Source organism: Arcobacter vandammei (genome assembly GCF_016106035.1).
Lineage (GTDB): Bacteria > Campylobacterota > Campylobacteria > Campylobacterales > Arcobacteraceae > Aliarcobacter > Aliarcobacter vandammei.
Map to the genome: position 1 here is coordinate 87,043 of NZ_JADKPZ010000005.1, position 14,006 is coordinate 101,048.

Below are 14,006 nucleotides of genomic sequence, written 5' to 3' on the forward strand. Positions count from 1 at the left end.
CTTGAAAAAAGCGGTTATTTCGTCTATTTTACTTTTAGCAACATCAAGTTTTGCAAATACAACAATGTGTTTTAAAGAGAGCCACTCTTCAATGGCAACTATTGAATCTATTGCCCTTGATGGAGGAGAGTGTGCTGGAAAGTATTCAATAAATGATATGAAAGCAAAGGGTTGGACTGTTGATGATATTAAAATATCACAAACAGCTAGTGGTACAAGCTTTATCTATATATTAAAATCTGCTGACCATCCAAAAATTGCACCTATGGTAGTTGGAGGAGCAGCTGGTTCTTCTATTAGCCAAGAGCAAATGGAAGCAAATATAATGGCTAAACTAGAAGCTAAAAAAGAGGCTGAAGAGAAAGCAAAAGTTGAAGCAGAGATAAAAGAAGCAAAAATTGATGCACAATCTTTGTATGTTAATCAATGTCAAAACTGTCACGGTGCAAAAGGTGAAGTTAGAAAAGGGAATACAAGACTTAAGGATTTAAGTACAGAAGCTATGGAAGAAGCACTAAAAGAGTATAAATTAGGTGTTGGAGAAAAGGCTAGTTCTGTATATGCACCATCACATATCAATTTTTTAAATGATAAGACTATAAAAGGTATCAAAGCCTATTTAGATAGCATTCAATAAATCAAAGAGAGCTAGATGCTCTCTTGATACTTAAAACAACTCTTTTTACATAAAATCTTTCAAAAACCAAAAGGAAAAAAATGGATGCATACGAATATTCAGAATTATTAAAATTATTAAATACAAAATTAAATAATATAAAAGGCATATTAAAACCAGAAGAGCTAAATGCAAGATTAGATGAAATTATAAAGCTCGAAGAAGACCAAAACTTTTGGAGTGATGTTGAAAATGCCAGTAAAATTGGAATAGAGAAGAATAGAATTCTTGGAAAGTTGAATAAGTTTAATAAAGCTTTTGAGTCATTAAGTGGTACAAATGAGCTATATGAGATGGCAAATAGTGAAAAAGATGAGGATACTTTAGAGCTATTATACGAAGAAGCGAGTGATTTAGAAGATTTAATAAAATCAACTGAAATATCTGTAATGCTTTCAAATCCTGATGATTCTTTAAATGCTATTGTTACAATTCATCCAGGGGCTGGTGGAACAGAATCACAAGATTGGGCTTCAATTCTTTATAGAATGTATTTAAGATGGGCTGAGAGAAATGATTTTAAAATAGAGCTACTTGATTATCAAGCTGGAGATGAAGCGGGAATAAAAGACGTATCTTTTATAATTCGTGGAGAAAATGCCTATGGATATATGAAAACAGAAAATGGTATTCATAGATTGGTTAGAATCTCTCCTTTTGATTCTAATGCAAAAAGACATACTTCTTTTACTTCTGTTATGGTAAGTCCTGAAATTGATGATAATATTAATATAGTAATTGAAGATAAAGATATTAGAATTGATACATACCGTGCAAGTGGAGCAGGTGGACAACATGTTAATAAAACAGAAAGTGCTATAAGAATAACACATATTGCAAGTGGAATAGTTGTACAGTGTCAAAATGATAGATCTCAACATAAAAATAAAGATAGTGCATTTAAAATGCTTAAATCAAAACTATATGAGCTAGAACTTGAAAAACAAAGAGCTAGTAAAGATACAGGTGATAAAAGTGAAATAGGGTGGGGACATCAAATTAGATCTTATGTATTGCAACCATATCAACAAGTAAAAGATAGTAGAAGTAATATTGGTTATTCAAATGTTGATGCTATACTTGATGGAGATATTACAAAAATAATGGAAGATGTTCTTATAGCAACTTCTTCAAAATAAGAATAAAAAAACCCAAATCATAAAGATTTGGGTTAAAAAAACTTTTAAAATAAGATTATTTTACTTTCTCTAAATATTCTCCAGTTCTTGTATCAACTCTGATTACATCACCTTCAAGAATATGGAATGGAATTTGAACAACAGCACCACTTTCTAAAGTAGCTGGTTTTCTTCCACCTTGAGAATCTCCCTTAAAGTTTGGTGGAGTTTCTACAATTTTCAGCTCAACAACCATTGGAGGCTCAACTGTAATAGCTTTCCCATTGAAATACATCATATCAACTTGCATTCCATCGATTATCCAATCAAAAGCTTCTCCAACTTGCTCATAAGTTAAACCCTCTTGCTCATAAGTTGTAGTATCCATAAATTGTAAAAGTTCACCATCATCATACAAAAATTGCATCTGTTTTTGAACTAAATTTGGAGTTTCACATTTATCTCCAGCATGGAAAGTTTTTTCAATAGTTTTACCATTTAAAAAAGATTTGATTTTTGCTCTTACAAAAGCTGCACCTTTTCCTGGTTTTACATGTTGATATTCTACAATTTTATAAGGAATTCCTTCAACTTCTATTTTTAAACCTTTTTTTAATTCACTCATTCCAATTGCCATAAATTCTCCTTTTTAAATGTTTCCCATTATATTTCAGCATAAGCAACAGCAAGGCTAGCTTCTAGGCTATCAAGTTCGCTTATTACTTTTGAGTTTGCTTTTTCATCTATTAAAATAACTGCTAATGCAGTTCCTTCTTTCCCTCGACTTAATCTAAAATCAGAGATATTAATACCATTTTCTCCTAAAAGATTTCCAACTTTCCCAACAACACCTGGAATATCTTTGTTTTTCATAATAATCATTTTTCCATCTGGCTCAACATCTATAGCAAAACCATCAAGATTAACAATTCTTTGAACATTTTCATCAAAAACTGTTCCAGAGATAGATTTTACACCTTTTGGAGTTGTAATTTTAATAGTAACTTTGTTTTTATAACCACTACAATTTACAGATGATTTAGTGCTTAAATCAATTCCATTTTCTTTTGCTATAAAGTTTGCATTCACATAATTTACTGTGCTTCCAGAGCTAACACTTAGAACTCCAACACTAGCAAAAGTTTGTAGAGAATCAACATATTCTCCTAGTTCACCTTCAGCATTAACTTCAATTACTCTAATTTCACTTTTACTTATTTGAGCTAATAAAAATGCCATTTTTTGTGTAAGCTCAATATATGGTTTCACAAATGTTGGGATTTTACTCTCATCAATAGGAAGATTTAAAGCATTTGGATATGAAATTCCTCTAGCACTCTCTATTGCATTATTTGCACTTTGAACTGAAATTTCTCTTTGGCTCTCTTTTGTATTTGCACCTAAGTGAGCAGTTACAGTTACATTTGGTAAATCTAAAAGTGGGTGAGAAGTTGCAGGTTCTTTTTTGAATACATCAATTCCAGCCATTGCAATTTTTCCAGATTTTAGGTTTTCTACAAGAGCTTCTTCATTGTATAATCCACCTCTAGCACAATTGATTAAAACAACTCCATCTTTCATCTTTTTAATCTCATCAAAACTTATCATATCGATAGTTTCTTTGTTTTTTGGAGTATGAATTGTAATAATATCACAAGCTAAAATATCATCAAAATTTGTAGTATATTTAATACCTAAATCTGTTGCTTTAGTACTTGGAATATATGGGTCGTATGCAATTACATTCATTTCAAATGCTTTTGCTCTAAGAGCTACTCTATGACCTATGTTACCAAAACCAATAACACCTAATTTTTTTCCATAGAGTTCATTTCCATACCAATCTTCTCTTTTCCAAACTCTATCAATTTTTAATTGATTGTGTGCATAAGGGAATTTTCTCATACAAGAAAGCATATGTGCCATAGTAAGCTCAACTGCAGCAATTGTGTTTGCTGTTGGAACATTCATAGCAATTATTCCTCTTTTGCTACAACCATCTATATCAACATTGTCATAACCAACACCAGCTCTAATAATAGCTTTTAAGTTTGTAGCAGCATTTAAAAACTTCTCATCAACATCAGTTGAAGATCTAGTAATTGCAACATCAGCATCTTTTATAATATCTAATAGTTTAACTTTATCAATATCAGCTGCAAAAACATAATTTATGTCTTCGCAGTTTTGTAAAATATTTAATCCAGCTTCGTGAATATGATCACAAACTACAATTGTATGTTTACTCATTTTAAATATTCCTAATTATTTTATTTGGTCTTTAATAATATCACCAAGAGTCATAGATGAATCATCATTTACAGATTTTAACATCTCTCTTTCTTGTTGTTGCTCTAATCTTTTTATAGATAATCTAACTCTATTTTTCTTAGTATCAATGTTTATAATTACAGCTTTAACTTCATCACCAATTTTAACTTCATCAGCTTTTAAAGGTCCAAAATCTTCTGTTCTTACAAGACCATCTAGGTTGTTTTCAAGTTTAATAAATAATCCAAAATCTTTAATGTCTTTTACATTACCTTTAATAATATCACCTAATTTATAAGCATCTTGGAATTTTTTAGCAGGAGATTCAGCTATCTCTTTAATTGAAAGTGAAATATTCTCTTTTTCTCTATCTATTTTGATAATTTTTACTTCTACTTCATCACCTTTTTTGAATAGGTTTTTACATTTTGCATTTGTTTCCCAAGAAGCTTCTTCATTGTGAAGTAAACCATCAACATTTCCAATACTAACAAAAGCACCAAAATCAGTTAATGTAGCTATTTTACCAGTTATAATATCTCCAACTTTATGCTCATTTACAAATTTTGTAAAAGGTTTTTCTTGAAGATTTTTTAAAGATACTCTTAATCTTTTTTGTTCAATATTTAATTCAATTACTTCAACATTAATTTCATCACCAATATTTAAAATCTCTTTTGGATTTTTAATATTTTTATTCCAAGATAGTTCAGAAATATGTAAAAGACCTTCAATATCATTTCCTAAATCAACAAAAGCACCATATGATTCAAAATTTGAAACAGTTACAGTAATTGTATCACCAACTTCTAACTGATCTTTTATATCTTCCCAAGGATTTGATAAAGCAGCTTTAATTGAAAGGCTTAAGTGTTGTTTTGCTTTGTCATAAGATAAAACTACAACTGAAACTTCATCACCTTCATTGTAGTAGTTTGCAGGATTAACAGGTCCTTTGTAAGAGATTTCATTATAGTTTACTAAACCATCAATTCCACCTAAATCAACAAACATTCCATAAGAAGTGATTTTTTTAATTGTTCCAGTTAGTGGAGATTTATTCTCTAAAATTTCAGCGATTTTGCCATCTTTTTCAGATTTACCCTCTTCAATTAATTTTTTTCTTGAAACTATTATTGAACTTTGGTTTTTATTTACTTTAATAACTTTTGCTTTTACAGTTTTTCCAATAGCACCAATAGTTTTCATATATGATTGAGCTAGTGGCATAAAATATTCACAACCATTTGCATCTTCGATTGTAAATCCACCTCTTTGTTTAATACTTACAATTTTACCTTCAATTGTAACATCTTCAAAATTCTCACCATAAGTTGAAACAAAATTATCGAATTTTGCTTTTTGTAAAACTTTTTTATGTGAAATATTTGGTCTTTCACCTCTATTTCCCATTAGCATAACAGGAATTGTATCACCAACTTTATATTTAACTTCTCCAGAAACAGTAATTTCAGAAATTGGTAATAGACCCTCTATTTTTTGACCAACATCAACTAAAACTCTCTCAGAATTAATCTCAACAATTACACCATCAACAACAGAATTATTCTCTGCTTGCTCGAAAGACTCATTAAGCATTTGCTCAAAATCAAAGTCTTCACCTAAATCTATATCATCCATACTCATTTTATACCTTCTTGTTTACCAGTTTTTTTAAAATTGGACGATTATACAAAAAAGTGGCTTAATTTTCCTAAGTGAAGCTTTTTATTTTAGATAGTACTTTTTGAATAACCCAATCTGGAGTACTTGCACCTGCTGTTATTCCACAAAACTCTTTATTTATAAACCATTTTTCTTCTAATTCTTCTTCATTCTCTATTAGATAAGAATCAGGGCAATTTTCAAGGCAAATTGAGTGAAGTTGTTTTGTGTTTGATGAACTTTTTCCACCAATTACAATCATTACATCAGCCTTTTTTGAAATATCTCTAGCTGCATCTTGATTTTCAAAAGTTGCATCACAAATTGTATTAAATACTCTAACTTCTTTATTTTTTAGAATTAAAGAGTTTACTATTTCTAAATATGTCTCTTTTTTCTTTGTTGTTTGGGCAACACAAGCTATTTTTTTATTTTTAAATTTAATATTATCTAAATCTTTTACACATAAAACAATATGAACATCATCTAAATCATCAGCATAAGAGATAACACCTTTTACTTCTGGATGTTCTTTGTCACCAAAAACAAGAATAGAGTAACCCTCCTTAGACATATTTTTTACGATATTTTGTGGAGTTGTAACAAATGGGCAAGTTGCATTTATAACTTTTTTTGTAGTTTTTCTAAGCTCTTTTAAATCGTTTTTTGGAATACCATGAGTTCTTATAATTACTGTATCATTTGGTTTTACATCGCTTAAACTAGAATATAATCCTACTCTAAAATCTTTTTTTAATCTATTAATTTCATCTTCATTATGAATTAATGGACCCATAGTTGCACTGTTTTCATGTTTTTGAGCAATTTCTATTGCTCTTTTTACACCAAAACAAAAACCATAATTACTTGCTAATTCTATTTTCATTTTTAACCTTGATATAAAGAGTCCAAAATCTCTTTAAAATTTGGAAAAGATGAATTTATACACTCTACATCTTCTATTTTCATACCACAATTTAAACCAGCTATTGCAAAACTCATAGCAATTCTATGATCACCAAATGAGTCAATTGTGGCACTTTTTAACTCTCCACCTCTTATTTCATATCCATCTTCAAACTCTGTAAAATCAACTCCACAAAGAGCTAGATTATCTACAACAGCTTTTATACGGTCACTTTCCTTTACTCTTAACTCTTTTGCATTTTTTACAAGTGATTTTCCATTTGCTAAACTCATAGCAATACTAAGTGCTGGAAGTTCATCTATTAACCAAGAGATATTGTGTTCTACAACAACTCCATTTAGTTCATTTCCAATAACTTCAATATCCCCAATTGGTTCATAAATATTCTCTTTTTCAATAAAATTTACTATTGCTCCCATTTTTTGCAAAATTACATAAGCTTCAATTCGTGTAGGATTTAAAGAGGCATTTTTTATCACAACTCTTGAGCCTTTTGATATAGCAGCTGCAACAGCAAAGAAAAATCCACTAGAAGGATCAGCAGGAACTGTTATATTTAGTGGTTTTAAGTGAGATGTTAGAGGTTTTATATTTATAAATCCTTCATTATCTGTAAAAATATCAGCACCCATTCCATTTAACATTCTTTCAGTATGATCTCTTGTTAATTCACTCTCTTTATATTTACTAATACCATTTGCTCTTAAAGCAGCTAAAATCATAGCTGATTTAACTTGTGCTGAATCCACAGGAGAAATATATGTAAATGGTTGTAAATCTTTTACTCCTCTAATAAATAGTGGTGCTTTATTTCCATCTTCTCTTCCATCTATATTTGCACCAATACTTCTTAAAGGATTGGCAACTCTTTTCATTGGTCTATTATTTAAATATTTGTCGCCTGTTAGTACAAAAGAGCCATCAACACTTGCTAATAAACCACAAAAAAGTCTCATAGCAGTTCCAGAATTTCCACAATCAAGAACATCTTTTGGCTCTCCTAATGTTTCAACAGGTGTAATTTCTACACTGCTTCCATCTCGTTTTATTTTTGCACCTAAAGCTTCAACTATTTTTAGAGTATTTATTGTATCTTCAGCAGTTAAATAATTTTTTATATATGAAGTTTGGTTTGAAAAAAGTGAGAACATCGCACATCTATGAGATATTGACTTATCACTTGCTATATTTTCTATTGTAATATCAAAAGGTTTTGATAATTTTGTAATGCTAAAATTTCCCACTTTTTTCCTTTATCTTAAAGTAATATTTAATTTCTCTTTTAAAATATCTAAAATAGAGTTTATAACTTGATTTATATCTTCGTCCTCTAGTGTTTTTTCATCACTTTGAAGTATAAATCTAAGAGTTAAGCTCTCTAAATCTCCTAATTTTTCATCACTATAAATATCTATTAAATTATACTGTTTAATAAGAGGATTATTAAGTTCATTAATTACTTTTTTAATCTCTTTAAACTCCATATTTTTTGGAGCAATTATGCTTAAATCTTTTCTTGAAGCTTGGAATTTAGAGTAAGAAGAAGCTTTCTTTAAATCATTTTTTATTTTTTCAAAATCAATTTCAGCAATAAATGTATCACTTAAATCAAAATCACTTGCAACACTTGGGTGAAGTTTTGATATAAATCCTACGATTTTTCCATCTATTAAAAGATTTGCACTTTGATAAGGGTGAATAAAACTATTCTCTATATTAGTCATAGTTTCAAGCTCAAACTCTCCAATAGTATTTAATACTTTTTTAGCAAAGCTAAAGAAATCCATATTTTTTGGTTTTCCAGAGTTACTTACATCTTCAAGTTCTGAAGCACCACTAAAAATAAATGCTATTTTTTTACTTTCAACTCTATTTTCATCAAAAATTGTTCCAATCTCAAAGAAACTAGCACTTCTTGCACCAGTTTTAAAGTTATTTGAACAAGCTTCGACAAGATTTAAAAGTATGGTAGTTCTATATGTATTTAACTCTTTTACTATTGGATTTATAAGTTCTAATTCATCTTTTACAGTTTTAAAACCATATTTTATTAATCCCTCTTTTGAAGTGAAAACATAAGTTAAAGTCTCAAAAAAACCATTTTCAATTGCTTTATATCTAAGTTTATTTTTCTTTTGTAAATCAAGAGAAGTTTTATTTACTCTATTTACTTCATCTACTGCTAAAGGTTTAGAAACTATATTGTCAATTCCAATAATTCTAATAACTTCTTCAGTAATATCTGCAATATTTTTTATATCGTGTCTATAGTGTGGAACTTTTAAAGAAAGAGTATCTTCTGTTGGCTCTTTTACTTCAAATCCTAAAGAGATTAAAATTTTTTCTATCTCAGTTTTTTCTATATCTTGCCCAATTATTGCATTTATTTTTTTGATATTTGCATCAATGAACAGTTTTTCTGTATCAACTATGTAATCAATTGAACCTTTATATAAAGTAGCACCCAATTTTGATATAAGAGATGAGAAATAGTCTAAACCAAAATTAATATCTGGCTCACTTCCTCTTGAAGATTTATAGAAAATATCTGATGTTTTTATTTTTTTATCAAAAACAAGTTTTGAAATTAGTTCAGGATTTACATAAGATGCTTCAATTAAAAACTCTTTTTCATCTTCTTCAAAATCATTTTGTAAAACACAAGGTTTACTTAAAGCTTCATTGTTGAAATATACTGTATCAAAGCCATTTTCATCTTTTTTAATATCTAAAATAGATGATTTTGATTTAGCATAAGCATTTAAAATAACCCCGCAAGAGTGAGTTGTATAGTTTAAAATATTTTTTATATCTTTGTTTTCTGAATATTTTTTTATTATAGAAAGTCTTAATTTTTTAACTAAATCTAAATTAAATTGTGAAAAATCAGCTGCCTTAAAAATTAACGAAGAGTCTATATGGCTATTAGAATCGATTTTAAAAGATTGACCAATACTTGATTCATTGTAATTTTCAACTTTCTCAAGCTCACATAAAGGTATTTCATAGAATGCACTTAACTCTCTTGCAATTCCAAGAATGCTAAGGCAATCTCCTCTATTTGGAGTTAAACCAATTTCAATAATATCATCATTTAAAAGAGGATAATCTTTTAACTCTTTTCCTAGAATAAGTTCTCCAATAGAATTATCTAAAACCATAATTCCATCATTTAGTTTTGGAAGCCCAAGTTCTGTAGATGAACAAATCATTCCATTTGATTCAACACCTCTTAATTTTGCCGCTTTAATTTTAAAATCTTCTCCTAAAACTGCTCCAATAGTTGCAACAGCAACAGTTTGACCTGCATCAACATTTGCTGCACCACAAACAATTTGTGTAACTTCACTTCCTAGATCAACTTGACAAACATTTAGTTTATCAGCATCAGGATGTTTCTCTTTGCTTAAAACTTTTCCAACAACTACTTTACTAGCAATATTTTGTCTCTCTAAACTATCAACTTCTAAACCAATTGAGTTTAAAGTTTTGCAAATTTCATCAGTTGAAATGTTTGAAATATTTATAAACTCTTCTAACCATCTTCTTGTAATTATCATTTAAATTGTCCTAATAGTCTTGTATCACTTTCAAAAAGAGATCTTAAATCTCCAATACTATGAATTAACATAGCAAATCTCTCTATTCCTAAACCAAAGGCATAGCCTGATTTATCATTATATCCAACTGCATCAAATACATTTTGATCTACAACTCCGCATCCAAGAACCTCAAGCCATCCTGTTTGTGAACATACACGACATCCACTTCCTTTGCAAAATACACATGAAATATCAACTTCAGCTGATGGCTCTGTAAACGGGAAATATGATGGTCTAAATCTAACCTCTACTTCACCAAACATATGTTGTAAAAATTCAACTAAAACATGCTTTAGATTTGCAAAAGAGATTTTATCAGCTTCATCAACTACAAGTGCTTCTATTTGGTGAAACATTGGAGTGTGAGTAATATCAAAATCTCTTCTAAATACAGTTCCAGGTGCTATCATTCGTATTGGTGCTTTTTGACTTAACATAGTTCTTATTTGCACAGGAGAAGTGTGAGTTCTTAAAAGTGTATAATCTTTATTATAAAATGTATCAGCCATATCTCGTGCTGGATGGTATTCTGGAAGATTTAAAGCTTGGAAGTTGTGAAAATCATCTTCAACAAGTGGTCCTTCCTCTACTGCAAAATTTAAATTTAGAAAATAGTTAATTATTCTATCCATAGTTTCAGCAACTGGATGTCTTGCTCCACAACTAAGTTCATTATTAAACTTTGTTACATCTATTTTTTCAGCTTCAAGCTTTTTGTTAAGTGCTTTTGCTTCTAATTCTATTTTTTTGCTATCAAGAGCTTTTGTTATTTGCTCTTTTTGGAGATTTAAGTTTTCTGCAAATGATTTTTTATTTTCATTTGGTATATCTTTCATTTTTGCAAACTCTAAAGTTAATATACCTTTTTTCCCTAAAGTATCAACTCTTAAGTTTTCTAGCTCTTCAAGAGATTTAGCATTTTGTATTTTTTCAATCCAAAGAGTCACTTTTTTTTCCTATTGATTAATTTATTTTTTTATTATGTTTTATTCTTTAAAGCGACGATTGTATCCAATTTTTTATTAGAGTTTGGTTACAATAAAACAATAATTTTTAAAGGAACAAAGATGTGTATATTTTGCAAAATTATAAACAAAGAGATACCAAGTAAGCCTATTTTGGAAGATGATAATTTTTTGGCTTTTCATGATATAAATCCAACAAGGAAAGTTCATGCTTTGGTTATTCCAAAGGCTCATTATAGCTCTTTTGAAGATACTCCAAGTGAAATTATGAATTCTATGAGTGAATTTATAAAAAAAGTTACTAAAGAGTTAAAAGTAGATAAAACGGGATATAGAATGATTACTAATATTGGAAATGATGGTGGACAAGAAGTTCCTCATTTGCATTTTCATATAATTGGTGGTGAAAAAGTTGGAAGACTTGTAAGAGATAAAGAGGATGCTTAAAGCACCCTTTTTATATGTTTTATAATTTAAAATTATTCAGAAAAAGAACCTAAATTCATAATTTTTTGATATTTTTTCTCTTGTCTTTCTTGTGGAGTTAGTTTACTAAGCTCTTCAAGTGAAGATAAAAAATACTCTTTTAAAGCCATAATTGCATCATCTTTTTTTCTATGAGCTCCAATTAATGGTTCATTAACAACATCATCTACTAAATTTTGTTGCTTTAAATTTTCAGCTGTAATTTTAAGTGCTTGTGCAGCAGTTTCAACTTTTGTTGGATCATTCCATAGAATTGCACTACAGCCTTCAGGAGAAATAACAGCATAAACAGAGTATCTCATCATGGCTAATTTATCAGCAATTGATATTGCTAAAGCTCCACCACTTCCACCTTCACCTATTACAACAGAAACAGTTGGAGTTGTAAGATTTGCAAATTCATAAAGATTTTTTGCAATTGCTTCACTTTGATTTCTCTCTTCTGCTCCAAGTCCTGGATATGCACCTGGAGTATCAACTAACATTAAAATTGGAATTTGGAATTTTTCAGCCATTTGTGCTGCTCTTAAGGCTTTTCTATAACCTTCAGGACTTGGCATTCCAAAGTTTCTTTTTAGTTTTTCTTTAGTTCCACGACCCTTTTGTTCTCCAATAATAAGAGTTCTTTGAGTACCAATGAAACCTAAATAGCAAACTATTGCATGATCATCAACAAAGTGTCTATCTCCATGAATTTCATAAGCATCAGTTAAAAGACCATTTATATAATCAAGTGCATAAGGACGATCTGGATGTCGTGCTAATTGAAGTTTTTGGTAGTCATTTAGATTTTTAAATGTTTTTTCTACTTCTTTATCTAATTTTTTATTTAGAATCTCAACAGCAGGTTCATCAGATCTGGCTTTTGCAGTTGAGATTTCTTCTTCAATTTTTCTTATTTTATCTTCAAATTCTAAGTAAGTTGCCAATATTTTTCCTTAATTTAAAGAGTATTTCTACTCTTTAAGGTTTAGATTTATTTTGTAAATTTTTTAAAAATTACAGAACCGTTTGTTCCACCAAAACCAAAGTTATTGCTCATAACAGTTGTTAATTCAACTTTTCTTGCAACATTTGGAACAACATCTAAATCACATTCAGGATCTTGATTTTCTACATTTATTGTTGGAGGAATTATTCCATCATTTAAAGCTTTAATTGTCATAATTGCTTCAATAGCACCAGCAGCTCCAAGGCAGTGCCCAATTTGTCCTTTTGTACTTGAAACTGGAGGGCAGTTCTCTTTCCCACCAAATAACTCTTTTATCGCTGCTGTTTCATTTTTATCTCCAACAGGAGTTGAAGTTCCATGAGTATTTATATAATCAATTTTTGGATACTCTCCAGTTTGACTTTTTACCATTTCAAATGCAGCTTGCATTGCTCTTAAAGGACCATCCATAACAGGTGAAGTGATATGATTTGCATCACCACTCTCTCCAAATCCAATAATTTCACAATAAATTTTTGCATTTCTAGCTAAGGCACTCTCTAAAGTTTCTACAACTAAAGCACCAGCACCTTCTCCCATTACAAATCCATCTCTGTCAGTATCAAAAGGTCTTGAAGCTTTTTTAGGATCGTCATTTCTTGTTGATAGTGCTTTCATAGCAGCAAAACCACCAACTCCAGCACCACAAATGGCACTTTCTGCACCAACAACTAAAATTCTTTCTGCACCACCTAAAGCAATTGTTTTAACGGCATCATTTAATGCATGAGTTGAAGCAGCACAAGCAGTAACATGTCCTAAAGATGGACCTTTTAAATTGTGTTCAATTGAAATAAATCCACTTAGCATATTTGCTAAAGATGAAGGAATAAAAAATGGAGATATTTTTCTTGAACCTCTTGTATCACAAATTGTAGAATTTTTTTGGATTGTTGCAAGTCCACCAATTCCAGAACCTGAAATTATTCCAAATCTAGGAGCATCTTTTTCATCTACTTTTTTATTTTCAGCTGTTACAAAACCACTATCAATCATAGCCTCTTGAGCTGCTTTTATTCCTAATTGAATAAATCTATCAGCTTTTTTTACCTCTTTTTTGTCCATTACAGTTTCTGGGTCAAAGTTTTTTACTTCACCTGCAATTTGAACTGCAAAATCACTTACATCAAATAGTGTAATAGTATCAATTCCACAAACACCATTTACAGCGGCTTCGAAAGATTCGTTTACACTATGTCCTATAGAATTTATTGTACCTAGACCTGTAATAACAACTCTTTTCATCAATTATGCTCCAATATTTAATTATTATTTATTTAAATTATTCAATTTTTTATTAAAAA

General features: G+C 29.7%; 12 protein-coding genes. 3 read left to right on the forward strand and 9 right to left on the reverse strand.

The genetic code is table 11. The features are described 5' to 3' along the window. Position 1 precedes the first annotated feature (1 nt). Together IQC44_RS04070 and prfB are read left to right on the forward strand one after the other, a co-directional pair. Complete coding sequence (locus IQC44_RS04070) at positions 2-637, forward strand: c-type cytochrome (protein ID WP_198305020.1); 636 nt, start codon at positions 2-4, stop codon at positions 635-637. 80 nt (positions 638-717) lie between these two features. After that, complete coding sequence (gene prfB, locus IQC44_RS04075) at positions 718-1,815, forward strand: peptide chain release factor 2 (protein WP_198305021.1); 1,098 nt, start codon at positions 718-720, stop codon at positions 1,813-1,815. Positions 1,816-1,870: 55 nt separating this feature from the next. Here prfB and efp read toward each other — a convergent pair whose 3' ends face one another. The 7 genes from efp to pheS all read right to left on the reverse strand — a co-directional run bounded on the left by efp (position 1,871) and on the right by pheS (position 11,207). After that, on the reverse strand, positions 1,871-2,431 hold the full coding sequence (gene efp, locus IQC44_RS04080) for an elongation factor P (RefSeq protein WP_198305023.1): 561 nt from the start codon (positions 2,429-2,431) through the stop codon (positions 1,871-1,873). 26 nt (positions 2,432-2,457) lie between these two features. Next, a complete protein-coding gene (serA, locus tag IQC44_RS04085) occupies positions 2,458-4,044 on the reverse strand; it encodes a phosphoglycerate dehydrogenase (RefSeq protein WP_198305025.1) in 1,587 nt (528 codons plus the stop codon). Positions 4,045-4,059: 15 nt separating this feature from the next. Beyond that, positions 4,060-5,712, reverse strand: a complete 1,653-nt coding sequence (locus tag IQC44_RS04090; RefSeq protein WP_198305027.1) for a 30S ribosomal protein S1 — start codon at positions 5,710-5,712, stop codon at positions 4,060-4,062. A gap of 67 nt (positions 5,713-5,779) precedes the next feature. Then, on the reverse strand, positions 5,780-6,616 hold the full coding sequence (locus IQC44_RS04095; RefSeq protein ID WP_198305029.1) for a 4-hydroxy-3-methylbut-2-enyl diphosphate reductase: 837 nt from the start codon (positions 6,614-6,616) through the stop codon (positions 5,780-5,782). Positions 6,617-6,618: 2 nt separating this feature from the next. Then, positions 6,619-7,902 (reverse strand): 3-phosphoshikimate 1-carboxyvinyltransferase, encoded by a 1,284-nt coding sequence (gene aroA, locus IQC44_RS04100; protein ID WP_198305032.1) that lies wholly within the window; start codon positions 7,900-7,902, stop codon positions 6,619-6,621. 9 nt (positions 7,903-7,911) lie between these two features. Next, a complete protein-coding gene (gene ytpR / locus IQC44_RS04105) occupies positions 7,912-10,218 on the reverse strand; it encodes a YtpR family tRNA-binding protein (protein WP_198305035.1) in 2,307 nt (768 codons plus the stop codon). Then, positions 10,215-11,207: a phenylalanine--tRNA ligase subunit alpha gene (gene pheS / locus IQC44_RS04110; protein WP_198305037.1), complete on the reverse strand. Its 993-nt coding sequence runs from the start codon at positions 11,205-11,207 to the stop codon at positions 10,215-10,217. The genes ytpR and pheS overlap by 4 nt, the downstream gene beginning before the upstream one ends. A 120-nt stretch (positions 11,208-11,327) precedes the next feature. Here pheS and IQC44_RS04115 point away from each other — a divergent pair, with 120 nt between their 5' ends. Continuing rightward, entirely contained in the window at positions 11,328-11,672 is a 345-nt protein-coding gene (locus IQC44_RS04115) for an HIT domain-containing protein (protein ID WP_198305039.1), read from the forward strand. A 32-nt stretch (positions 11,673-11,704) separates the two neighbouring features. Here IQC44_RS04115 and accA read toward each other — a convergent pair whose 3' ends face one another. Together accA and IQC44_RS04125 are read right to left on the reverse strand one after the other, a co-directional pair. Next, positions 11,705-12,640 (reverse strand): acetyl-CoA carboxylase carboxyl transferase subunit alpha, encoded by a 936-nt coding sequence (gene accA, locus IQC44_RS04120; RefSeq protein ID WP_198305040.1) that lies wholly within the window; start codon positions 12,638-12,640, stop codon positions 11,705-11,707. 47 nt (positions 12,641-12,687) lie between these two features. Further along, the gene (locus tag IQC44_RS04125) at positions 12,688-13,947 is read right to left on the reverse strand and encodes a beta-ketoacyl-ACP synthase II (protein WP_198305042.1); all 1,260 of its coding nucleotides are present in this window, start codon (positions 13,945-13,947) and stop codon (positions 12,688-12,690) included. Positions 13,948-14,006: the final 59 nt, after the last annotated feature.